16 protein-coding genes are annotated in these 24,296 nt (G+C 67.9%); 14 read left to right on the top strand and 2 right to left on the bottom strand.

Annotated features, from left to right (window positions below; genetic code table 11):
• Window positions 1-26: 26 nt before the first annotated feature.
• The 4 genes from FHT09_RS10875 (at window position 27) to FHT09_RS10860 (ending at window position 5,397) form a co-directional block, all read left to right on the top strand.
• The gene (locus FHT09_RS10875; RefSeq protein ID WP_104606258.1) at window positions 27-2,204 is read left to right on the top strand and encodes a hypothetical protein; all 2,178 of its coding nucleotides are present in this window, start codon (window positions 27-29) and stop codon (window positions 2,202-2,204) included.
• Between the two features lie 410 nt (window positions 2,205-2,614).
• Window positions 2,615-3,667 carry a glycerophosphodiester phosphodiesterase family protein gene (locus FHT09_RS10870; protein ID WP_258077219.1) on the top strand — a complete coding sequence of 351 codons (1,053 nt, stop codon included), beginning with the start codon at window positions 2,615-2,617 and terminating at the stop codon, window positions 3,665-3,667.
• A gap of 81 nt (window positions 3,668-3,748) precedes the next feature.
• Window positions 3,749-4,660 carry a peptidylprolyl isomerase gene (locus FHT09_RS10865; RefSeq protein ID WP_104606257.1) on the top strand — a complete coding sequence of 304 codons (912 nt, stop codon included), beginning with the start codon at window positions 3,749-3,751 and terminating at the stop codon, window positions 4,658-4,660.
• Window positions 4,657-5,397, top strand: a complete 741-nt coding sequence (locus tag FHT09_RS10860) for a hypothetical protein (protein WP_146096505.1) — start codon at window positions 4,657-4,659, stop codon at window positions 5,395-5,397. Before FHT09_RS10865 ends, FHT09_RS10860 begins: the two co-directional genes overlap by 4 nt.
• Before the next feature lie 182 nt (window positions 5,398-5,579).
• Here FHT09_RS10860 and FHT09_RS10855 read toward each other — a convergent pair whose 3' ends face one another.
• Window positions 5,580-6,743 carry an ROK family transcriptional regulator gene (locus tag FHT09_RS10855; protein ID WP_104606255.1) on the bottom strand — a complete coding sequence of 388 codons (1,164 nt, stop codon included), beginning with the start codon at window positions 6,741-6,743 and terminating at the stop codon, window positions 5,580-5,582.
• Between the two features lie 112 nt (window positions 6,744-6,855).
• On the opposite strand from FHT09_RS10855, the gene FHT09_RS10850 reads away from it, so the two are divergent.
• The 10 genes from FHT09_RS10850 to glnE all read left to right on the top strand — a co-directional run bounded on the left by FHT09_RS10850 (window position 6,856) and on the right by glnE (window position 23,563).
• On the top strand, window positions 6,856-9,513 hold the full coding sequence (locus tag FHT09_RS10850; protein WP_104606254.1) for a TonB-dependent receptor: 2,658 nt from the start codon (window positions 6,856-6,858) through the stop codon (window positions 9,511-9,513).
• Window positions 9,503-10,750 carry a phosphodiester glycosidase family protein gene (locus FHT09_RS10845; RefSeq protein WP_181141323.1) on the top strand — a complete coding sequence of 416 codons (1,248 nt, stop codon included), beginning with the start codon at window positions 9,503-9,505 and terminating at the stop codon, window positions 10,748-10,750. The genes FHT09_RS10850 and FHT09_RS10845 overlap by 11 nt, the downstream gene beginning before the upstream one ends.
• Window positions 10,751-10,879: 129 nt before the next feature.
• Window positions 10,880-13,285 (top strand): hypothetical protein, encoded by a 2,406-nt coding sequence (locus tag FHT09_RS10840; protein ID WP_184416944.1) that lies wholly within the window; start codon window positions 10,880-10,882, stop codon window positions 13,283-13,285.
• A 417-nt stretch (window positions 13,286-13,702) separates the two neighbouring features.
• On the top strand, window positions 13,703-14,212 hold the full coding sequence (locus FHT09_RS10835; RefSeq protein ID WP_104606252.1) for a sigma-70 family RNA polymerase sigma factor: 510 nt from the start codon (window positions 13,703-13,705) through the stop codon (window positions 14,210-14,212).
• Window positions 14,213-14,221: 9 nt separating this feature from the next.
• Window positions 14,222-15,271 carry a FecR domain-containing protein gene (locus tag FHT09_RS10830; protein WP_104606251.1) on the top strand — a complete coding sequence of 350 codons (1,050 nt, stop codon included), beginning with the start codon at window positions 14,222-14,224 and terminating at the stop codon, window positions 15,269-15,271.
• Between the two features lie 119 nt (window positions 15,272-15,390).
• Window positions 15,391-17,919 (top strand): TonB-dependent siderophore receptor, encoded by a 2,529-nt coding sequence (locus FHT09_RS10825; protein ID WP_181141321.1) that lies wholly within the window; start codon window positions 15,391-15,393, stop codon window positions 17,917-17,919.
• A 40-nt stretch (window positions 17,920-17,959) separates the two neighbouring features.
• Window positions 17,960-19,582, top strand: coding sequence for a PepSY-associated TM helix domain-containing protein (locus FHT09_RS10820; RefSeq protein ID WP_181141320.1), 1,623 nt, complete (start codon window positions 17,960-17,962; stop codon window positions 19,580-19,582).
• On the top strand, window positions 19,579-19,902 hold the full coding sequence (locus FHT09_RS10815) for a hypothetical protein (RefSeq protein ID WP_104538678.1): 324 nt from the start codon (window positions 19,579-19,581) through the stop codon (window positions 19,900-19,902). Before FHT09_RS10820 ends, FHT09_RS10815 begins: the two co-directional genes overlap by 4 nt.
• Complete coding sequence (locus FHT09_RS10810; RefSeq protein WP_104606249.1) at window positions 19,890-20,240, top strand: DUF3325 domain-containing protein; 351 nt, start codon at window positions 19,890-19,892, stop codon at window positions 20,238-20,240. Before FHT09_RS10815 ends, FHT09_RS10810 begins: the two co-directional genes overlap by 13 nt.
• A 491-nt stretch (window positions 20,241-20,731) precedes the next feature.
• On the top strand, window positions 20,732-23,563 hold the full coding sequence (gene glnE / locus FHT09_RS10805) for a bifunctional [glutamate--ammonia ligase]-adenylyl-L-tyrosine phosphorylase/[glutamate--ammonia-ligase] adenylyltransferase (protein WP_104606248.1): 2,832 nt from the start codon (window positions 20,732-20,734) through the stop codon (window positions 23,561-23,563).
• 146 nt (window positions 23,564-23,709) lie between these two features.
• Here the strand turns inward: glnE and FHT09_RS10800 are convergent, their stop codons facing one another.
• The gene (locus FHT09_RS10800) at window positions 23,710-24,267 is read right to left on the bottom strand and encodes a VUT family protein (RefSeq protein WP_104606247.1); all 558 of its coding nucleotides are present in this window, start codon (window positions 24,265-24,267) and stop codon (window positions 23,710-23,712) included.
• Between the last annotated feature and the right edge of the window lie 29 nt (window positions 24,268-24,296).

Below are 24,296 nucleotides of genomic sequence, written 5' to 3'. Positions count from 1 at the left end.
GGCAGACTCGACTTCTGCCTGCGCCCATGCCCTCTGTTCGCGATCGCTTCCAGCGCTGGCCCCGGCCGTGGCGTATCGCAGTGGTCGTGCTGGTGGCGCTGTATGCGCTGTACCTGCTGGCCGGTAACCTGTTCCTCAATACGCCGTTGTTCGATGCCGTCACCAATCGGCAGCCGCATAAATTCACCATGCAGACCGGCCCGGCACTGACCGTGTTTCCGGGGCAGGTGATGGCCTGGAACGTGCGCATGCGCGGGCAGGCCAACCGCACGGTCTACGTGTTTCACGCCGATCGTGCCAATGCGCGCGTGGCGTTGCTGCCGCTGCTGCGGCGCGAGGTGCGCTTGCCGTGGTTGCACGCCACCGGGCTGAGCGCGGAAGTGGAAACCTCCGACACCCCCATCCCGCCGCCGCCACGCGGCGATCGGGGCTGGACGCTGCGCTTCGACGCGATCACCAGCAACAGCATCCGCAGTGCGCGCCTGGGCAAGTTGCTGATCGCCGGGCAGGGCCACGGCAGCGTCGGCTTCCTCAAGCAGCTCAAGGGCGGGCCGTCGGAGCTGTTTCCCTCCGAAGCGGGCTTTCGCGATGCGGTGGTCAGCTACGACGGGGTGCAGGTGTTCAATGGCGCGCAGCTGGATGCGCAATTCCAGTTTCCGCGCCACTACCGCGACCAGGCGCCGGGCCTGCGCAAGCTCGGCCTCACCCACGCGCGCCTGCAGCTGAAGGCCAATACCGTCGCGTTGAAGATCGACACCGGCGCGCCGCACGTGGACATCCGCAGCGGGCCGTCGGTGGCGCGGGTGGAGGCCGATATCACGCTGGATCGCGGCACCCTGCAACAGGGCAGTCATGCGGTCTGGCGCCTGCCGTTGATGGCCGGCGTCGGCGCGACCGACCGCGGCATGCTGGCGCTGCAACTGGACGTGGCGCGCGACATCCGTGTGCAGGCACGCCTGCCGCGCGACGAGAAGACGGGCAGCGAGCTGCAGGCCGATCTGCGCATCGCCGGACGCAGCATTCCCTTCCAGGATCCTGCGCAGGTGCTGCCGCGCCTGTCCGGGCAGGTACGTGGGCGCTGGCAGTTCGAATCGCTGAACTGGATTGCCGAGCTGTTCGTGCGCAAGTCCTGGTTCACGCTCGACGGCGGTGGATTGGTCGCGGCCGACCTGCACCTGGCCGACGGTCAACTGGTGCCGGGCAGCACGCTCGACGTGCCGCATGCCAAAGCCTCGGCCGAGGTGATGGGCAACCGCATCCACGGCGCCGCCAGCGCCAAGGGCCGCATCGTGGATACCGGCGGACGGTCGCAGGCACGCCTGGACGTGGCGCTGCCCGCTTTCGAGGTGGCGCCCGAGCAGGCGCCCCGGCGCCCCTTCATTCTCGGCCGCGATCTGCAACTGGGCCTGGCCGGCGACGCCGAGCTCGCGCGGCTGCACGACAGCCTGCAGGCACGGCTGCGCTTCAACGATGCGCGGGTGCCCGACCTGACCACCTACAACCGCTACCTGCCGCAGAACAACGTGCGCTTCCTCGGCGGCAGCGGCACCTTCAGCGGCGATGTGCAGCTGGACGCCGCGGGCAAGATCGGCAAGGGCAGCGCGCGCGTGCGCGGACGCGGCGCGCGGATGAGCGTGGCCGGCCTGGAGGTGGCGGGCGATGCCGAACTGAAGGCCCAGGTGCGGCGCGCCGACCTGGCCAGCAAGCAGTTCGACATGGGCGGTACCCGGTTGGCGCTGCGCAACCTGCGCATCGCCGGGCAGACCCGGCCCGGTCGCGAGGGCTGGGCCACGCTGAGTGTGGCCCGCGGCCACATCGCCGCCGGCAAGCCGTCGCAGGTGGATGCCGAGGCCGACATTCGCATGCGCGACGCCAGCCTGCTGCTGGCGCTGTTCGCGCAGCGTTCGGAAGCGCCGAAGTGGATCCTCGGCCTGGCCGATTCCGGCGAGGTGCAGGCCACCGGCACGCTGCGCTGGCGCAAGGACCGGGTGGTGCTGGATCGGCTGCACGCCGAGAACGACCGGCTGTCGCTGCGCGCGCGTCTGGACATCGGCGAGGCGCGTCGGCATGGCGACCTATACGTGCGCTGGGGCGTGCTCGGCGCTGCGATGGAACTCGACGATCAGCGCCGCACCTGGCACCTGGCCGGTGCGCGGGAATGGTACGAGGGGCGCCCGGCGCTGCTGGGCGCGGGAGCGCGCTAGCGGGACCGAGTGCCTCAAACGCCAGCCGGGACGAGGGGTGGGCAGGTCCGACTCGCCTGTAATTGGGGTCATGCCGCTCGCAGATCCATCGGGGCAGCCGGACAGCGCGAATGCGCATGCCCATCTCATCGCACGCGGGCAGTGCCCGCCCGGCGCGGGCCTCGTAGGCATGCAGGTGTGGCCATCGGCATTGGCCGTGCGCGCGGTGTCGGCCAACCGTGCGGTCGATCTCAAACACCGATCCTGACATCTGCCTGCAACGGCGAGTTCTTAGTTGGCCCGTACGGTGGCGTCCGAACCGCACACTTCGAGTTCCGCGTCAGGTACGTCGATCATTGTCGCGTGCGCAAACGCGTGAACGCGCGGTGAGGTTCGCTTAAGACTCTTCCACCACCCTCTAGGAATTCGTCATGACATTCAAGAAACCCAGATCGTTGCTCCTCGCCCTGATCGGGGCGGCGCTGGCCAGTGCCGCCCTCGTGCCCGGCATCGCGTTCGCGGAAAACTGCGGGCCGGTCAAGAACCGGATGGACCGCATCCTGAACCATGCGCCGGCCGGCGGCATGCTGGTGCTGGCTCACCGTGGGATGTGGGGCAATCAGGGCGGCGTCCAGGTGCCGGAGAACTCGCTTTCCGGGATGCATTGGGCCAACGAGAAGTGCGTCGATGGTGTCGAGTTCGACATCAAGCTCACCAGCGACGGGGTGCCGATGCTGATGCACGACTTCAATCTCGGCCGTACCACCAACGTCTGGACGATCTTCCGCGGCGGCTCCAAGTACGATCCGATTTCCAACCGTGGGACCAATCCCACCGTCGCCTCGGTGAGCTACCAGGCGTTGCGCAATCTGCGTCTGCTGTCGCCGGACCGCTCCCGGGTGATGGAAGCCGTCAAGCTGCCCAGCGTCAATGACCTGTTCGATGCGGTGACGCAATACGGCTACACCATCCCGATGGTCTTCGACGTCAAGGACGATGCCGCGGTGTCGGCGATCGCGCAGCGCTCGCGCCTCGCCTTCGGCCCGAATTCGCCGTACTACGTCGCGGTCAAGGTCAACGCCACGCTGTATCCGGACCCGGCGCAGTTCACCTACGGCAACATCACCGCGATTCCGGTGTACACCACCAACATGCTCGCCAAGATCAACGTCCAGCAGAGCCTGGACAAGTGGATCCGCCAGTATGGCGCCAAAACGGTGGAGATCAACGTCAAGCAGTCCAACGGCCTGCTCGCCCGCGAGAAGCGCATCGCCGAAACCTACGGCGCCAAGATCGCGGTGTTCCAGGCGATTCCGGACGGCCCGCGCGCGAACGAGTTCTACCAGAACACCGGCGCGTGCTGCTACAAGCTTTCCGATATCTACGCCACCTACAATGGCAAGAGCGATACCGACGATCGCCGTGGCAGCATGAACTTCATCAAGGCCGCAGGTTTCGGCCTGGTGACCACCGACAAGCCGTAAGTGCAGTGCCGGCGTGCGTAGTGTTGCGCACGCCGGCCATCGACTCGCCCGGCCTTCGCCTTGCGGCGCCCGGGCGAGCCCATGGATTTTCCGGGAACCACCATGACCTCAACGTGCCAACCGGCCCGGCTGCTCTGCCGTGGCCTGATCGTTTTCGGCGGTGCGCTTTTCGTTGCATCGGCCTGGGCCGGCGACGCGCCCGTGCTGCGGATCGGCCAGGAAACCTACGACGCCGCGCGTTTCGACGCGCTCGCGCAAGCGCTGCAACCGCCGCAGCGTGTCGCCTACAGCGCCAACGACTTGCCCAGGGAAGTCGTGGACGACTATGCGACATCGCATCTGCTCGCTGCACAGGGGCGGCAACACCATCTGGACCGCGATCCGGTGGTCGCTGCGCGCATCCGGGTCCAGTCAGACCTGATCCTTGCGGATGCAGAGCGCCGCCGCATCATGGCGGCCACGCCGACCGATCTGGCGCGGGTGCGTGGTTACTTCGATGCCCATCAGGGCGATTTCGACGAGTATCACCTGCGCCACATCCTCGTGGCGGTTCCACCGCATCACGCAAGCCGCAACGGCGTGGCGCGCAGCGACGCGCAGGCGCTGGCCCGTGCCGGGGAACTGCGGCAACAACTGCGCCAGGGGGCCGATTTCAGCAAGCTGGCCGCGCAGGTGTCTGACGATGAGACGACGGCGCAGGAGGGTGGCGCCCTGTCTGCCATGTTCGGGCGCTATCTTGCCGACGAGTTCGCGCCCACGGTGCGGGCGCTGGCGCCGGGAGACGTCTCCGAGCCAGTGAAGAGTCAGGCGGGATACCACCTCATCGAGCTGGAGCAGCGCCGCGTGGCCAGCTTCGAGGCCATACGCCCGGTCATCGAGGCACAGCTGCGCAGCGAGGCGATCGACGAGACTGTCGCCCGGCTCAAGCGCCAGCAACCGGTCCAGCTGGATCGCAGCGCCCCGGGAACCGCGGCGCGCCCGGAGTCGAAATGACGGGGCGGCTGCTGGCCGGGGCGCTGCTGGCCGCCATGCTGGTGGCGTGTGATCGTCACCCGGTGCCGATACCCCGATCCGCCGCGGGTGGGCAGGCCGTCTCTCGCCTGCCCGCGGAGGCGCCGGCGTCGGGTGGGGGCATGTATGCCCGCGCCGAGTTCCTGCTCGACTGCGCCCAGCAGGCAGAAGCCGCCCTGGCCGGCCAGGTGGCTCTCGATCCGGCCACGGACACGCCGTCGCGCAAGCTCAGCGAACTCGAGCGTCAACGCAAGTCCTGCGCCCGGCTAGGGCCGGGCGCTCGCGTGGAGGCCGAGCGCCTGTTGCGCCAGGCGGCCAGCCAGGGCGACGCACGCGCCCAGGTGGCCCTGCTGGATCAACGCGCCGACGACGTGATCGGTGTCCTGGCCAAACGCAGCAGCGCCGACGGCGTCGTGCGCATGAGCGATGCGGAGCGGGCCGAACTCAGGCAGATCGTGGGCGGGCTCGAACAGCAGGCCTACCGCGGCAATGCCGCAGCAATGGAGAGTCTGCAGCAGATCATGGCGTCCGGCGTCGTGGAGACCTCCGAGCCGCTGTACTCGGCTGCGTGGCGCCTGGTGGCGCAGCAGCCCAGGGGCACACCGCTGGGCGCAGGCCCCCTGAAGGGAGCCGAAATGCTCGACCAACTTGATGCCCGAAGCGAGCAGCAGGTCGTTGCGTTGGCGCGTGATCTGCACGCGATGTGCTGCGCGCATTAGGAGCCCGGGCGGCAGGCGCCATCCGGGCTGCCAGGCGGCACCGACGCGGGTTGATGGGCGCCGCTGCCTCGGTCCCGAGCCCGGCTACCGGCCAGCCAATTGCCGGCAGCGGCCCAGACCCCGCGCTGCAGCCGATGCCCGGGCGCGGGCGCCGCTTGAACGTTGTCGCGACATCCGCGGGATCAGGGCCGGGCCGCACGCTGGAAGTAACGCGCGCTCAACGGCAGGGTCGCGGCGCCGATGGCGCCGATGTCGGCCGGCATCTCGGCAGGAAGAAGCCGGGGTAGTGGCCGCGACTGGCCGCGACGCGGCTGGTTGTCGATCCGGATCGAATCGATCAGCCGCTGTGCCAAATCACGCGGCAGTCTGCCACCGAAGACGACCGCCTCCGGGTCGCAGCTTGCGGTGATGGCAGAGACGATCAGCGACGTGCCGGGGGCGACGCGCGCGAGCCAGCGGTCGATCGCCGGCCAGGCGGGATCGTAAGCCGCCAGGAGCGTGCGCACGTCCGCCAGGACCACCCCGTCCTCGCGCAGCAACTGGCGCAGCAGTTCCAACGTGGCCCGCTCCAGTCCCAGCGCCGGAAGCATGCCGGCGTATTCGCCGGCGTTGCCGTGGGCGCCTCGTACGACCTGGCCATTGAGCACCAGGCCGCCCCCGAGTCCATAGCTGAAGTATAGATAGGCGAAGTCGCGATAGCGCGAGCCGACGCCCAACATGGCTTCCCCCGCCGCCGCGACGCTGCCGTCGTTGTCCATCCAGACCGGCTGTCCGGTGGCCTTCGCCAACCAGTTGGCGATCTCGATTTCTCCTAGCGACCGCAGCGGGTCCGGCGGATTGATCTGTCCGTCCTTGCCGGTGAAGAAGCCGGTCATCGCCACGCCCATTCCCAGCCGTGGCCCGAGCGGTCGCTTCGCGGCTGCCATCACGGCCGCGTCAGCTTTGCGAATCTGCGCCAGCAGGCTCTTCGGGGTCGCCGCTTCGAGCGGGAGCACGTGCGTGGCGCGGACCCGCGCGGCGAAATCCAGCACGGCCAGGCTCAGCACATCGGTGGCGATCGAGAGCCCCAGGGTATGGCCGTGATGGGCCGCCAACGACACCGCCACCCCCGGCTTGCCGCGTACGCCGCGAGCCAACGTCGAACCCATCGTGACCAATCCGCGCTGTTGCAGTCCATCGATCAATCGAACGGCGGACTGCACCGTCAGGCCGGTGCCCCGGCTCAGGTCCGCTCGGGTCAGCGTGCCCGCCGCCCGAAGTCGATCCAGCAGGTCGCGTTCGTTCGCGCTCAAAAGGGAAAAAGGAGGGGGCTGCGGCGGCAATGATGGCTGGAGCGGCTTGGGCATCGTCTGGAAAAGGCCGGGTCGCTCGGCAGGATAGCGTCAGCACTGCAACAAATAGGAAACTTAAAGTGAATAAATTAGCGGCTTCTTGATCACTGTTGCTCATGGAGGCGCAATGCAACCTTGCGTATTTCGATCGCTGCGCGCCGGTGCGCGGCTGTGGCTGCCGGGCCTGGCCGTAGCGATGGCGCTCCCCGCCGCGGCACAGACCGCGTCCGCTCCCACCGAGTTGGACGTCATACAGGTCAGCGGCCAGGACCTGTCGATCCGCGAGGCGATCGCCGCCAAACGCGAAGCGACGGTGGTGTCCGACGGCGTGGCAGCCGACGACATCGGTTCGATTCCCGATTTCGGCCTCGGCGAAGCGCTGCAACGCGTGCCCGGGGTATCGATGGTCATGAACAATGGCCGGGGCGAGGCGCAGTTCATGAGCCTGCGGGGCCTGAATCCGGACTACAACACGGTGCTCATCGACGGCGTGGCCCTGCCCGCCACCGAGACCAGCCGACGTGTGCAGTCGCTGGACGTGATTCCTTCCTCGCTGGTCCAGCGCGTGGACGTGTACAAGTCCTTCAACGCCGACATGGACAGCAATGCGATCGGCGGCATCGCCGCCCTGCGCACGCGGAGTGCGTTCGACCGCACCGGTCCGTTCGCCACCCTCCGCGGCAATCTCGCGCACTGGCAGAACGGACGCCAGCTCGACAGCGGCGGCCCGTCCGGACAGGTGCAAGGCATCTTCAGCACGACGTTCGGCGACGACGACCGCTTCGGGCTGGTCGTGTCCGGCGACTACTTCCGCCGCGACTCGTCCTCGCTCAACACCGCCGTCGACAGCTATGGGTACTACGCCAACGGCATGCGTCAGCCGCTGACGCCGGAGCTGGAGACGAGCGGCATGGCCGTTGCGCCGGAACGTTTCCGTGTCCTGACCTACGACAATGTGCGCGAGCGCAGTGGCGCCTTCGGCAAGCTGGAGTACGACAATCGCGATGACCTGACGCTGTCGCTCGCGGCCGCCGCTTTCGAGCACCGCAATGAGGAACAACGGCGCTCGCAGTTCGTCAGCCGCGTGGGCAACGCCACCCTCCTAGCCCCGGACAGCGGCGCCTACGCGCAGGGCACCGCGCAGGCGGACGCCAACGGCTACGACCAGACCCGGCGGATGCGCTACGTGCAGCTGAGCGGCAGCTACCGGCCCAACGATCAAGGCCGCATGGACGCGGTGTTCAACCGCTCCAGCGGAAGTTACGGGCAGGATACGCGCGAGGATGTGTTCACCAGCGCCGCTTCGCCACGGCTGGGCTATACCTACACCCTCAGGGGCACCGGGCGGCCGGGCATCGCGCTCGTCGATCCCGACTACTATGCGAATCCGGCGAACTATCGGCAGTCCCACTTCGCGGACCAGGTTGAGCGCAGCAGCACCGACAACACCACGATCAAGCTCGACTACAGCCAGAATGCCGACGCAGATGCCAGCGGCTGGGGCTTTCGCGCGGGCCTGCTGCACCGCGCGGCCGAACAGCGCTACGGACTCGACGAAGTGCGCTACAACCCGGCGGCTCGCGCGACACTTGCCGACATCGGCCCCGACACTGCCCGGATATGTCCCTACGCCGACTTGACCTGCCTGCTGTTGGTCGACCCGGCGAAGGCCCGGGCCTACTTTGCCGCCCACCCGTCCGCTTACACGCTGGCTTCGAGCAACACGCGCAACAGCATGATGAGCGACTTCAGCATCGAAGAGCGGATTGGTGCCGCCTATGCGATGGGTACCTGGCGCGGCGAGCGCACCCAGGCTGCACTGGGCCTGCGCAACGAGTTCATCCAGCGCCAGGTGGTCAATCCGATGCCCGAGCCGCTGAACAGCACCGAGCACTACGTGCAGCAGCGCACCGACAGCGCGAACCGTTACCTGCTGCCCTCGGCCAACCTGGCCTGGGACCTGGCGCCGAGGCTCAGGCTGCGCCTGTCGGGCAGCCGCACGCTGGGTCTGCCGACCTACGGCGACCTCGGGCAGAACCGCGTGCCGACGATCGATCCGGCCGCCCTGACGATTTCCAACCAGATCGCCAATCCAACGCTGAAGCCGCGCCGCTCGGACAACCTCGACCTGTCGCTGGAGTGGTATCCGGACCAGGACGCGCAACTGTCGCTGGCGCTTTTCCGCAAGCGCATCGATGACGAGATCATGCGCCTGACCACCACCAGTCTGCAGACAGATCCCGCCGGCCTGATCGGCGTCTACGAGGTGACCACCAATCAAGCCGTCAATGCAGGGCAGGCGCGCGTCAACGGGCTGGAGCTGACCGCGATCGACACCCGCTTCGATTTCCTGCCCGGCGCGTGGTCGCACCTGGGCGCAATGGTCAATCTGACTCTGCTCGATGCGCGCACCGCCGATATCGAGATGGTCGATGGCAGCGTGCGCGTCCTGCCTGCATTGATGGAATCGCCGGATCGCAGCGCCAACGTCTCGTTGCTCTACGAACGGGGTCCGTTCAGAGCCCGCCTCAGCGCCAACTACACCGGCAAGCAGCTGATCACCGCGGCCACCGACAATCCGGTCAACGACCGCTACTACGACGCGATCACAACCTACGATGCGCAGTTGGGGTGGCAGTTCACTTCGCACCTGCGCATGACCCTGCAGGGAAAGAACCTCTCCAATGCACGCCCGATCCGCCTGGTCGGGCTGGACCAGCAGTTGCTGCGCGAACAGCTCGACAACGGGCGAGCCTTCTACGTGGGGGTCGATTATGCATTCTGACATCTGGCGGCGCCTGGCCGTGATCTGTGCGCTAGGGACGGGAACGGCCAGCGCCGGCGACGCCGCTTCGCCGGACCCGGCCGGCTTCGTGCCGATACAGGCGGTGATAGCCGGCGACTGCTGGGGCCGGTTTCCGGACGACGTGCTCGGTGCGGTGCGCGGTTGCAAGGCCGCCGACGGCGATAACCGGCTGGCGCTGCAGGTGATCGACGACGAGCTGGGACGGCCGCGTGTGGGCGCCACCGCCGATTGCGGGGCGGCGCGCTGCGCGCCGCTGACCGAGATCCTGGCGATCTCGCCGGGCCGGCGTCTGCTGCTGCGTACGCCGGCCCGGCGCCTGGATGCGGTGGCGGCAGTGGTGCAGGCCGCAAAGGCCCAGGGCCGCGTCATGATCGAGCCCGAACTGAACCGCGTCGTCGGCAGCAGCGAGCCGCTCGCCTTGGCGCCGGGGGTGCGCTACTGGCACGAGAGAATCCAGGCTGCTTCGACGGTGACCATGCTGCATATCGCCGAGGTCGACCTCGACACACCGGGCCTGAGTCTGGTGGGTACCGCCGGCGACACCAGCGGCGGCGGGGAATTTTCTGCAGCGCCGACGACACAGTTCGCGCGTTCGCACGATCTGGTGCTGGCGGTCAATGCCAGCTACTTCCTCCCTTTCGAGGGCGGACGCCTGCTGAGCGATGCCTTCGTGCCGCTGCCGGGACAGGGGGTCGATGCGGAGGGTCTGTCCATCGTCGACGGCAAGCTGGTCTCCGATGCCGCCACGGCCGACCGCCGCGTCAACGCCGCCTTCTGTGTCGACAGGCGCGGACGCGCTGCGATTGCGCGCGCGCATTGTCCGCGCAACACGCGTCTGGGTCTGGGCGCAGGCCCGCTCCTGTTGCTGGACCGACGTCGGCAGCCCCGCGAGGCGAGCCGCGCGGACTACTACGACCACCCCGCTCCCCGCAGCGCCATCGGTCTGGACGCCCACCGGCGCAAACTGTGGGTCGTCGTTGCCGACGGGCGGCAGCCGGGCTACAGCGACGGGCTGACCCTGGACCAGCTGACCGCGGTCTTCGAACGACTGGGCGCCACGGCGGCCATGAACCTGGATGGGGGTGGGTCCAGTACCTTGGTGGGCCGACTCCACGGCCAGGTGCGCGCCCTCAACAGCCCGATCCATACCGGGATCCCGGGCCGGGAGCGGGCGGTGGCCACGCAGCTCGGGGTGTGCGTGGGCACTTGCCGCTAGGACACGCTTCGGAACCGCGCCTCGTCGGACGCCCGGAGTCGGGTACGCCCGCGGCATGACGCCCGCTCACCGCGGATACGGCACAATCCCCGGCTACCGCCGCGATGCCGCCCTGGGAGCTGTTCGGTCATGAAGACAAGCCGCCGGCCAGGCCCGCTGTTCCCGTGCGCGCTACGCGTACCGCTCTACGCGGCGCTTGGTACCTACCTGGCGTACATCCTGCTCGGCAACCTGTTACTCAACACGCCGCTCGGACCGGCCGCGCTCAATCGCAAGCCGGACAGGTTCACCATGCACTGGGGCCCGGCAGCGACCTGGTGGCCGGGCCGTCTGGTGTTGTGGAAGGTGGAGTTGCAAGGCCGCTCGACACGGAACAGCTGGAACGTCAGCGCGCAGCGCATGAGCGGGCAGGTGCGGTTGTTGCCGTTGCTGCATCGGCAGCTGCTGGTGCCGGAGCTGCATGCGCACGGGGTGCGTGGCGGCATGCAGGCGGCTGTGCCAACGCCCGGCGCTGCAGCGACGCAAGCGCCAGCGACGGGGCCGAACATGCAGGCTGCCGCGCCGCTGACTGGCACAGCCGGCACGACGATGCCAACCGCGCAGAACACGACGCCTGCCAACACGACAGACGTCGCGGCGAGCACCCGTTCGCGCACGCCGATGGCCGATGCAGTCACCCGCGCACCGCAATCGGCTCAGCTCGCCAGCATCGCCGACAGACCCGCGCGTCCGCCATCGACCGCTCCGGCCTGGACCCTGCAGTTCGACCGCATCGTCGCCGATCAGGTGCAGGCGTTGACGCTGCGTCAGCTGCGGATCGAAGGCGATGGTCAGCTGCAGCTCGGCCTGTTCAAGCAATTGCGCGGCGGGCCGATGGAAGTGTTTCCCTCGCGCGCGAGCTTCGACAACGCACGCGTGCGCTGGGGTGGCAGCGAAGTGCTGCGCAACGGCCAGCTGCGCATCGAGGCCGGCATCGCGCGCCATGCACCGGATCAGGCACGTGGGCTGGCCATGCTGCAGCTTGCCGATGCGCAGCTGACCGTGCATGGCGACACCGCGGCACTGGATGTCACACGCAATGCGCAAGGACACCACACGCTCGCCACACGTGCCGGCAAGGGGCGTGCGGATGGGCAGTTGCGCTGGACGCGTGGCAGCTTGCAGCCGGGCAGCCAACTGCAATGGCGCGCACCGCTGCACGACGGCACGCGCACGCCGGCTGCCCTGCTCGGCGAGCTTGCAGCGCAACTGCAGGTGGACCAGGACATGCGTCTGCAAGTCAGCATGCCCGAGCCAGCCGATGCCGGGCTGACATTGGATGCGGACCTGCGCGTACAAGGCCGGCAGCTGCCGCTGCAATCGATGCGCCGCCTGCTGCCGCGCACCTCCGGGCATGCGCGCCTGCACTGGCAGCTGTCCTCGCTGAGCTGGATCCCGGCGCTGTTTCCGGATGTGGACTGGTTGACGCTGGAAGGCGACGGGCTGGTGGATGCGGATCTGCGCATCGATCGCGGCCAGCTCGGTGCCGGCAGTCGCCTGCAGGTGCCGCACGTACGTGCGCATGTCGGCGTGATGGGGCATGCGATCGATGGGCAGGCCAGTGCCGACCTGCGTGTGGGTGCCGATGCGAACGGGCAGCTGCTCCCGGCACTTGCCTTGCAGATGCAGCAGTTCTCCATTGCGCACAGCGATACGCCCACGCGCCCGTTCGTGCAGGGACGCGACCTGCGTCTGGATCTGCAGACGCGCGCCGATGCGCGCAACCTGGCCACGCTGCGTGACGCCACGCGCGCGCATCTGCTGTTCGCCAATGCACGCGTGCCGGATCTGCGTGCCTACAACCGCTATCTGCCGCAGCAGCAGTTGCGCTTCGATGGCGGCAACGGTGTATTGAGTGGCGATCTGCAGATCGAACCCGGCGGCCGTATCGGCAAGGGCGGTCTGCGGATCGGCGCACGCGCGGCACGGCTGCAGTTTGCCGGCCTGGCACTGCGTGGCGATGTGGATGCGGATCTGCGCTTGCAGCGTGGCGATCTGCGTGCGGAAAATTTCCGCCTCGACGCCAGCACCATCCAGCTGCGCAATATCGGATTCACCGGACCCGATGGCCGGCGTCGCGACGGCTGGTGGGCGCGCATCGGTCTGGAAGGTACCCGCATGCAATGGCGCCAGCCGGTTGGCGTGGATGGACGCGTGCGCATCCAGGTGCGCGACCTGGCATTTCTGATGTCGCTGTACACGCGCGATCGCTCGATTCCGGACTGGATGCTGCGGCTGGTGGATGCAGGCCAGGCGCAGGTGACCGGGCGCGTGCATTGGCAGGGCGACACCGTCATCGTCGATCGCTTGCAGGCACGCAACGAACGTTTTCAGGTGGATGCGCGCTTGCGTTTGCAGGGCAGCCAGCGCAGCGGCAGCCTGCTTGCGCGCTGGGGGGTGTTGAGCGCGGCGGTGGGGCTGCGTGGCGGTACCCCGGAATGGCATCTGCTGCGTGCACCGCAGTGGTATCAGGCCCAGCCCGATCTGCTGCGCTGAGGCCGCCGCGCGCCAATGCGACGTGACGCGCAAGCGCCACTTCTGTACCGCCTGGTGTTGTTTTGCAGTGCAGCGTGCAAGTGGCGTTCGGGGCGCGCACTATGCTCCTGCATCCCGACGTGGGGGAGGGAGCAAAGCCCGCTGGCAGTTCGCTGCAAGCGGGCTTTTTTATTGCCCGACGCCTGGCGAGTCAAGCCACCGCACCGCCGCTCGCCTGCCAGACGCCCAGCTGTCGAGGGGCTGGCCAGGCCACTGCGGCTGACGCAGGGGCGCCAATTGCCCACACGTCGCCCACCCGCGTGACGGATCGGCCGGTGGCTGCGGCTGCAGGCTCGGCCGGCTTCCGCTAGAATGAGATCAATTCTCATTTGTCGCCGGACGCCTTGCCGTCCGGACCCAGCCGTTCAGGAGGTCATCGTGTCGGCCACGCAAGGCGCGCTTCATCAGCAGGTGGAGCGCCTGTACACCGACCACCACGGCTGGCTGCAGGGCTGGCTGCGCCGCAAGCTGGGCGATGCGTTCGTGGCTGCCGATCTGGCGCAGGACACCTTCATCAGCGTGATCAGCGCAGGGGCGGCCGACCAGATCCGCGAACCGCGCCCGTTCCTGGCCACCATCGCGCGCCGCTTGATGGCGCACCGGCAGCGGCGCAAATTGCTGGAAACCAGTTACCTGGAACTGCTGGCTGCGCTGCCGGAAGAACTGGCGCCGTCGCCGGAGCTGCAATTGCTGGCGCTGGAAGCGGTGCAGCAGGTGGACCAGGCGCTGGATGGCCTGCCGCCCAAGGTGAAGGAAGCCTTCTTGTTGGCGCATCTGCAGGAGCTGAGCTACGCGCAGATCGCGCAGCGGCTGGGCGTGTCCAGCAGCTCGGTCAAGCAATATCTCACGCGTGCCAACCGGCATTGCCTGTTCGCCCTGTCGGCGTGAGCCGCACGGATGGCTGATGCCGCCTCACGCCGCGCGCGCGCCGCCGATGACCAGCGAGCACCGCTGGCCGGCGGGCAACCGATCAGTGCGCAGGTCGCCGATCAGGCTGCCGAGTGGCTGACGGTGCTGATGTCCGGCACCGCGAGCCAGGCGCAGCTGCAGCGCTGGCAACAGTGGCGCGATGCGCATCCGGACCATGCGCGGGCGTGGGCGCATATCGAGGCGGTGACCGGGCGGCTGAAGACGCTGACCCCGCAGGCGGCGTATCGCAGCCTGTCGCCGTATGCCGGCAGCAACGGCCAGACATCGCCGGGCCGGCGCAAGGCGCTGAATCTGCTGCTGTGGGGCGGGGTGGCCGGGGCCACCGGCGTGCTGGCCTCGCGCACCGAACGCTGGCAGCGCGCCACCGCCGATTACGCCACCGCGACCGGTGAGCGCCGCGAGGTGCAGTTGCAGGACGGCAGCCGCATCACCCTCAACACGCGCAGCGCCATCGATGTGCGGTTCGGTGCGCAACAGCGGCGGCTGCAGTTGCTGGCGGGCGAGATCATGGTGACCACCGCGCAGGCGCTGGGCGCGGGCTACGATGCACGGCCCTTGCTGGTGCGCACCGCGCAGGGCGATATTCGTGCGCTGGGCACGCGCTTTTGCGTGCGCCAGGACCAGCACGACACTCGGCTGAGCGTGCTGGAAAGCGCGGTGGAGGTGCGGCCGCATGCTTCCGCGCAGGCCGTCGGGCGCGTGCATGCGGGAGAGCAGTGCCGTTTTACCGTCGACGCGCTCGGCGCCATCGCGCCGGTCGATGTGCAGACCGCGGCCTGGCTGCGCGGGCAGCTGATCGCCGACGAGTGGCGCCTGGATGACTTCATCGCCGAATTGGGCCGTTATCGCTCCGGGCTGTTGCGCTGCGACCCGCAGGTGGGCGGCCTGCGCGTCTCCGGCGTGTTCCCGCTGGAGGACACCGACCGCATCCTGGCGATGCTGCCCAACGTGCTGCCGGTACAGGTGAGCCGGCGCAGCCGTTACTGGGTGACGGTGCAGGCGGCCGGACCGGGCTGAGGCGCCGCCAGGCGACACATCGCCCAAAAAAAGTGTGCACCCGGGCTGCCCGATCGCCGCCGTTGCGGCACCTCCCCAATGACGGTGTCAGTGCGACACCAAACCTTTGTGGGAACAGCATGTCGATCACTGCCCGCCGCCGCGGCCAACTTTCCTCTTCGTCGTTTCAGCGCAACGCCCTGGCACCGCCCATGCGGCCCCTCGGCATGGCCGTGGCGGTTGCGCTGTGCAGCCTGGCCCTGTGTGCGGGCATGCCCGATGCAATCGCCCAGACCGCGCCTGCCATGCAGGATGCACGCCAGGCCTATCGCATCCCCGCCGGGCCGTTGGCGCCGGCGCTGCGTCAGCTGGCCGGTTCGGCCAACCTGTTGCTGAGCTTCACCGCCGCGCAGACCGATGGCAAGACCACTGCCGGGCTGGATGGCAGCTACACCGCACCGGCCGCCGTGGCTGCGCTGCTGGCCGGCAGCGGCTTGCAGGCGGTGCCGTTGCAGACCGGCGGCTACGTGTTGCGCGCCGTGCCGCAGCCCAGCGCGACCAGGAGCGAGGTGGACGCGTGGCTGCTGCCCACCGTCAAGGTGACCGCGCAGGCCAACCGCAGTGCGACCACCAGCGGCACCGGCAGCTATACCGCGCGCGCGGTCAGCATCGGCCGCGGCGAGCAGTCGCTCAAGGACATCCCGCAGTCGATCAGCGTGGTCACCCGCCAGTTGATGGACGAGCAGAACATCACTTCGGTCTACGACGCGCTGGCCAGCACCACCGGCATCACCATCGTGCAGAGCCCGCAGGGCGGCAAGTACATCTATTCGCGCGGGTTCGACATCACCACGGTGCAGTACGACGGCGTGCCGCTCAATCGCGGCATGTATGGCCGGGCGAGCAACTACAGCGCCAACATGGGCATCTACGATCGCGCAGAAGTGCTGCGCGGTGCGGCCGGCCTGCTGCAGGGCGCGGGCAACCCCGGCGGTGCGGTGAACCTGGTGCGCAAGCGTGCGCTGGATGTGCCGGGCGTGAGCGTGATGGTGCAGGGCGGCAGCTGGGACCGCTACGGTGCGCTGATCGATGGCAGCGCCAACCTCACCGCCGATGGCGCATTGCGCGCGCGCGGGGTGATCGATCATCAGGATCAGCGCTCGTTCGTCGATGGCGTCACGCGCCGCACACCCACCTACTACGGCACGCTCGATTACACGCTCTCGCCACAGACCCAGCTCAGCCTGGGCGTGAGCTACGAACAGGTGGAAGGCCGGCCGTTCTTCGGCGGTCTGCCCAGTTTCAGCGATGGCCGCGATATCGGCCTGCCGCGCCAGACCAATCTGGGTGCGGCATGGAACCGGCAGTCCTCGTCCAATCGCGGGCTGTATCTGGACCTGGACCATCGCTTCAATGCCGACTGGGTGTTCAAGCTCAGTGCGGTGCAGGTGCGCGAGCTGCACGATCTGAAATTTGCCAGCTCCAGCCGCGCGATCAATCCGGCCAACGGCACCGGCGCGCTGCTGGCCGCGCGCACCATTTCCGACGCGGATGCGTTCGGCTTCGATGCCAATGTGATCGGGCAGTTCAATGCACTGGGGCGCAGGCACGAGGTGGTGATCGGCAGCAACTTTGCCGAAACCACCGTGGATACGGTCTATGGCAACAAGAACAACGTCCAGACCTTCAATGTGTTCGATCTGCAGCGCACTGTGCGGGCGATCAGCGATGCGGAAATCTTCGCCAATGCACGCGAGGCCCGGCATGGCACCTCGCGCGAGTTCGGCTTGTACGGCGCACTGCGTTGGCAGCTGACGGATCCGTTGCGGGCCATCGTCGGCACCCGCGTGAGCTGGCACGACACCCTGTGGAACACCACCACCACCGGGCTGTCGCCGTCGCAATCGATCGAGCACACCCGCGAAACCGGGCAGGTCACGCCGTATGCCGGCCTGGTGTACGCCGTGAGCCCGACCTGGTCGGCCTACGCCAGTTATGCGGACATCTTCCAGCCGCAGAACGCGCAGACCGAAGCCGGCGAGATGCTCAAGCCGATGACCGGCGCCAACTACGAGCTGGGCATCAAGGGGGAGTGGCTGGACGGGCGCATCAATAGCGCGTTTGCGTTGTTCCAGATCGATCAGAAAAACCGCGCCCAGGCCGACCTGACCACCAGCCCCACCTGCCGCAACAACGATTTCTGCTACATCGACAGCGGCAAGGTGCGTAGCCGCGGGTTCGATGCCGAAGTCAGCGGCGAGGTGCTGCGCGACTGGAACGTGTTTGCCGGTTACACCTTCAACCGCACCACCTATCTGCAGGATGTCAGCAGCCAGGGCCAGACCTTCAACAGCTATACGCCCAAGCATTTGCTGCGGGTATGGACCACCTACCGTCTGCCGGGCGCGCTGCAGGACGTCACCGTCGGTGGCGGTGTCAGCGCGCAGAGCGCGGCGTATCGGCAGATCGGCACCGCCACCGCGCCGATCCAGGGGCGTGCGGTCTGGAATGCATTGGCGCGGTACCAGGTCAACCGGCAATGGTCGGTGGCGGTCAATCTCAACAACGTGTTCGACAAGCACTACTACAACACCTTGTCGAGCTTCGTTAACGGGCGCTATTACGGCGAACCACGCAATGTGATGGTGACCCTGCGCGGCGCGTTGTGATGCGGGCACCAGCGCTGCGGTGGTGCATGGTGCTTGCCGGATGAAAGATGGCTTTCGCCAAAGCATGGCCTGGCTGCATACCTGGTGCGGCCTGAGCTGCGGCTGGTTGCTGTGCGCGATCTTCCTGGCCGGCACGCTCAGTGTGTTTCGCGATCCGATCACCAACTGGATGCAGGCCACACCGGCCTTGCCGAGTGCAAGCATGCAGACGGTCCTGTCGGACGAAGCGCTGGTGCCGCGTGCACTGGCGCAGTTGCATCAGCTCGCGCCACAGGCGCGCATGTGGCGGATCACCTTGCCCACGCATCCGGGTGAGGCGCTGACGCTGTTCTGGCGGACGCCAGATGGCCGGGAGCAGGCGTCATTGGACCCCGGGAGCGGCGAGCTGCTGCCGTCTCCGTGGGGCCGCCAGACCGAGGGCGGCCGGCATTTCATGAGCTTCCACTACACCTTGCACGGCGGCATTCCCGGGTACTGGCTGGTGGGTTGGGTGTCGCTGTGCGGGCTGATCGCGCTGGTGTCCGGAGTGATCGTGCACAAGCGGATCTTTCTGGATTTCTTCACCTTCCGCCCGGGCAAGGGCCAGCGTTCGTGGCTGGACGCGCACAACGCCACGGCGGTGCTGACGCTGCCGTTTTTGCTGATGATCGTCTACACCGGCCTGGCGTATTTCTCCACCAGCTACATGCCCGCGCCATTGCACGCGCTGTATGGCAGCGACGAGGACGCGTACACGCGTTATGCCGATGAACTGTCGCCGGCAGTGCCTGCGACCAGCGCGGACGGAACCGCAGTCAATCGCGTGCCCGCCTATCTGCCGGAGCTGGTGCAGCGTGCAGACTCGCTCAACGGAGCGCCCGCGCAAACGCTGGTGGTCGAGCGGCCCGATCAACCCGGCAGCAAGCTGCGCGTGGTCGCGCGCGTGGCAGAGACCGGCAGCTCGCGGCGCCTGCTCAATCCAGCCAGCAGCGTGCTGTTCGACGCGACCAGCGGTGCGCTGCTGGAGCAGCACGCAGATGCCGCGCGCACGGACCTGCACGCGCAGGATGTGGAAGAGGTCATCAAGACCCTGCACGTGGCCGGTTTCGGCGGCTGGACCAGCAAATGGCTGTATTTCATCTGCGGCCTGGCCGGCACCTTGATGATGGCTACCGGCACCTTGCTGTTTTCGATCAAGCGGCGTCGGCGTAGCGAGCAGGAGTTCGGCACGGCCACCGCCGGTATCTATCGGGTGGTGGAAGCGCTCAATGTCGCCGCGCTTGCGGGAACCGCATTGGCGAGCATTGCGTATTTCTATGCCAACCGCCTGGTGCCGGCCGCGCAGGCCGAGCGCAGCCAGATCGAAATCCACGCATTCCTGTGGGTATGGGCAGCCACGCTGCTGCATGCGCTGCTGCGCCCACCCGCGCGTGCATGGGTGGAGCAACTGGCGATGACCGCGCTGCTGTGTGTCGGCTTGCCGCTGCTCAATGCGGTCACCACCGGGCAGCATCTGGGCGTGTATCTGGCTGCCGGCGACCTGCAGCGCGCCGGGGTCGAGCTGGTCTCGCTCGTCTTCGGCGTTGCATTTGCTTACGCGGCGTATCGGGCGCATCGCAGCGCCGCGCGACCGGTACCGGCACGCACCGGGCGTGGTGCCGCAGCCGCAATGGACGGGTTGTGAAGCGGTCTTCGCGCACCGCATCGGTGACGCGCTACCGCTGGTCGGTTGCCGGTCGCGTGCTCGCTGCCAGTGTCGGCGGCTATGCGCTGACCTCCACCGGCTGCAGTGTGCTGGCGCAGCTGCTGTGGCGGTTTGCGGGCGTGTCGCCCGCGGTGTCGGTGCTGAGCACGACCTTGCTGAGCTTCGCCAGTTACACCGTCGTCGTGTTGTGGATGTTTCGTGCGCGCAGTGCATTGCGCATGTGGGGCTGGCTGGGCGTGGGCATTGCCGCGCTGAGTGGTGCGAGCTGGTCGTTGGGACATCCGCCATGGACGGGCTGATTGCCGCGCTGCTAGGCACCGCGCTCTGCCACGCCGCAATGATGGCCCTGGCCGTGGCGATGCATCGCCATTACGAGCAGCTCACCGGCCGCCGCACTGCGCCGGTCGCGCAGCGATGGTGGCTGCGTGCGCTGGCTGTCTGTCTGTTGATCGCCGCGCTGGTGCTATGCGTGCTCGCTTGGGGCGGCACAGTGGGCACGGTGTTGTGGCTGGGGTTTGTCAGCGTGGCCGCACTGTGGGCGGCGCTGGGCCTGGCGTATGCGCCGCGTTGGAGTGCGTGGCTGGCAATGCTGCTGGGCTGCGTCGCATGCGGCGTGATGGGTTGGCACGTGCTGTAGTTTGCTGTCGTTTGAAGGCCACACACACCGACCATCTCGACTGGTCCTTTTCCGCCTACAGTCTCGGGACCTTACGCGGCATGGATGCCGCGTAAGCGCCTACACGGACGTACTTGCGGCGTGTCCTGCGAGGGTGGGCGGGCAAGGGCCCTGCAAGGAAGCCACAGATCACATGCGTTGCCGCTGCTTATCCACCTTGCCCAACCTGAGCTCAAGACAGCCGCCTTTCGAGCCCTGACGCTGTTTCAACGCGCGATGCCTTCGCCACCTTTGGGATCCGTCGTAAATCATCCGTGCAGGTCCCACGGTGGCATCCATGCGGCCGAGAAGCCCGCAACCAGCGAGGACATCACGCCCCCCGATATGACCGCGTGCTGATGGGACCACACGCAGGGCGGCGTTGAACCCAGTAGTTGTATTGCTGCCTCTAGACACCGCTGGATCGCCCGCATGCACGTGCCGCTATCGTGCAGGGATGCCAGAATCGGCGCATGTCACTGCCTACCCCATCCGTGTCTCCTGCGCTCACCGCCCTGATCGAGCGGACCGTGGCGCGTGTCCGTCATGCCGTGCCGGCCGACCAGCGCTGGCCGGGCGATGACTTCGACCGGCAACTCGAACAGGTTGCGCTCGCCAGCGAGTTTGCGCTCGATACCTTGGCGCGTCAGCCGGCCTTGCTGCTGCATCTGGCGCAGCCGGATCCATCGCCATTGCCACTGCCGGTACTCGACCCCGCACAGCCCCAGGTCTGGGCGGCGCAGTTGCGCCGCTATCGCAGTGCGGAATCGACGCGCCTGGTCTGGCGCGACGTGCTCGATCTGGACAGCGTCGATGCCACCCTGGCCGGTGCCACCCGCCTGGCCGAAACCTGCCTGCAATGCGGGCTGCAGGCGCTGGAGCAGCAATTCCGCGACCGCCACGGCCAGGTGATTGCCGAAGACGGCAGCGTGCAGCGGCTGGTGGTGTTCGGGCTGGGCAAGCTCGGTGGTGGCGAGCTGAATTTTTCCTCGGATGTGGATCTGGTCTATGCGTATCCGCAGGGCGGCCAGTCCGATGGTGCCCGCCCGCTGGCAGCGGAGGAATATTTTGCGCGTCTGGGCCAACAGCTGGCCAAGCTGCTCGACGAAACCACCGCCGATGGATTCAGCCATCGCGTGGATCTGCGCCTGCGTCCGTTCGGCACGGCCGGGCGCGTGGCCTTGTCGTTCACCGGCATGGACCAGTACTTCCAGCGCGAAGGGCGCGATTGGGAGCGCTACGCCTGGCTCAAGGCGCGCGCGGTGGCCGGCGATATCGACGCCGGCGAAGCCTGGCTGGAAACGCTGCGCCCCTTCATCTACCGGCGTTATCTGGACTTCACCGCGCTGGACGGCCTGCGCGAGATGAAGGCGGCGATCACTGCCGAAGTCGCCCGCCACGATCGTCTGGACGACATCAAGCGCGGGCCGGGCGGCATCCGCGAGATCGAGTTTCTGGCGCAATCGCTGCAGCTGATTCGCGGCGGACGCGAGCCGAGCCTGCGCCAGCGTCGCCTGCTGCCTGCCTTGCAGGCGCTGGTGGCGGCAGGCCAGATCGATGCGGACAACGGGCATGCATTGACCGAGGCGTATCGCTTCTTGCGCCGGCTCGAAAATCGTCTGCAGATGTTGCGCGACGCACAGACCCATGCCCTGCCGCAGGCCCCGCTGGATCGCGAACGCATCGCGCTGGGCCTGGGTTATGCGGATTGGCCGGCGCTGCTGCAGGCACTCGCTCCGCAACGCGCGCGCGTTGCCGCCGAGTTTGCCGAGTTGCTGGCACCACGCGTGCGCGCCACCGCGCCCGACGCACTTGCCGATTACTGGCGCGCCTTGCCGGGAGGCGATGCCGCGCCGTTGGCCGGCATCGGATTGCACGATCCCGGCGGTGCGCATCAGGTGCTGGCCGATTTTGCGCAGTCTTCCGGAGTGCGCGCGCTCTCCGATACCGCATGCGCGCGGCTGGACCGCGTCATGCCGGCGCTGCTGCATGCGGCCACCCGCGCCAGCCAGCCGGATGCCGCCGTGCGCCGCGTGCTTGGCCTGTTGCAATCCACCTTGCGCCGCACCAGTTACTTGGCCTTGCTGGACGAACAACCCAGCGCCCTCGCACGCCTGGTCGATGTGCTCTCGCGCAGCGCCTTGCTGGCCGAGCGCCTGGCTGCGTATCCGCTGCTGCTGGACGAACTGCTCGACACCCGCATCAGCGGTCCATTGCCCGACCGCGACGCGTTGCACGCCGCGTGCCTGGGCACCTTGCAGATCGAGGATACAGAAGCGGCCCTGCGCGAACTCAACGAGCGCCGGCTCGCGCTGAGCTTCCGCGTCGCACTGGCCACGCTCGATGGCCGCCAGCAGGCCGTGGACAGCACCCGGCAACTGGCCTGGCTGGCCGAAGCGGTGGTGCAGACGGTGCTGCAGCTGGCGCGCCGCGAACTGATCGCCGCGCACGGGCAGGTGTCGGGCGGTGCGTTCGCCATCATCGGCTACGGCAGTCTGGGCGGCCTGGAACTGGGCTTCGGCTCGGACCTGGATCTGGTGTTTCTCTACGATCACCCGCAGCAAGTGGAGGCGTCCGATGGCAAGCGACCATTGGACGCCGGGCGCTGGTTTGCGCGGCTGGCGCAGAAGGTGATGACCTTGCTGGCTGCCGAGACCGGCGCCGGCCGTCTCTACGATATCGATGTGCGGCTGCGCCCGGACGGCGGCAAGGGCGCATTGGTGTCCTCGCTGGCCAGCTACCGCGACTACCAGCGCGAGCGCGCCTGGACCTGGGAGCATCAGGCGCTGGTGCGCGCGCGTGCGGTGGCCGGCGATGCCGCGCTCTGCGCGGCCTTCGCGCAGGTGCGTGCCGACACGCTGACACGCGTGCGCGACACAGCAGTGCTGCACGAGGACGTACGCAAGATGCGCGCGCGCATGCGCAGCGAACTGGATCGCAGCGATGCGGCGCGGCTGGATCTCAAGCAGGGCGCCGGCGGCCTGGTCGATCTGGAATTCGTCCTGCAGGCCGGCGTGCTAGGCCAGGCCGCACGGCACCCCGCGCTGCTGTTGGACTGCGCCACGCCCGCGTTGATCGATGCGCTGGTGCAGGTGCAGTGGCTATCGGCAGAAAGTGCAGCACCATTGCATCAGGCGCATGCCACGCTGGTGGAGGCGGGCCTGAGTTGCACGCTGGATCGTCGGCCACGGCTGATCGCACCGACCCCGGCCATCCAGCAGGCACGGCACAGCATCTTCACCACTGCGCATGCACAAGGCCTGGCGTTTCCGGTTGGCAAGGATGTGGCAGCCCTGTCACCTTGATCGGCCGGTATCCGGGCGTTGCGTAGCGTTGCGATATGAGGGGAAGCACGGCATGCAGGCCGGGTTGGCGACTGCGCCGGTGGGTTGGAATCGCATCCATCCACCGCGCCTGTCTTGCGCCTGATTAGCTGTGCTCAGGCGCCTGGTCAGCCCTGCGGTCGCGGCGCACTGCGCCACAGCAGCGCGCGGAACGGGCCGAGCAGGAACACGCCCATGCCCAGCTTCACCGCCAGATCGCCGGACGCCCAGCTGATCCACGGCAGGCCGACACCGGCAAACGCGATGCTCCAGAAGATCGCCGTATCCAGCGTGGCGCTGCAGGTGGTGGCCACGATCGGCGCGCGCCACCAGTTGCCACTGCGCAGCCGGTCGAACACGCTGATATCCAGCAACTGCGCAGCGATGAAGGCGGTGCAGGAGGCCGCCGCGATGCGCGGGGTGGCCAGCCACAGCGACAACATCACTGCGAGCGCAAAGCCGCACCACGCGACCTTGCGCGCCGCGCGCGGGCCGAAGCGGCGATTGATCAGGTTGCTCACCAGGAACGCCAGCGGATACGAGAACGCGCCCCAGGTCAGCCAATCGTTGATCGGGTACTGCACCAGGATGTTGGACAACAGCACCACCGCGCCCATGGCAAGGACCGCCCATGCCAATGCGCGCGCGGTGAGCGGGGTGAACAGGGTGGGGGATGGGGCGGACATGGCGGTGCGGCAGTGAGCGATCAGCGCGA

It is taken from the genome of Xanthomonas sp. CFBP 8152, from assembly GCF_014199025.1.
Taxonomy (GTDB): Bacteria; Pseudomonadota; Gammaproteobacteria; order Xanthomonadales; family Xanthomonadaceae; genus Xanthomonas; species Xanthomonas arboricola_B.
Note: the sequence above shows the minus strand (reverse complement) of the source record. Positions and strands in the feature narration are given on the sequence as shown.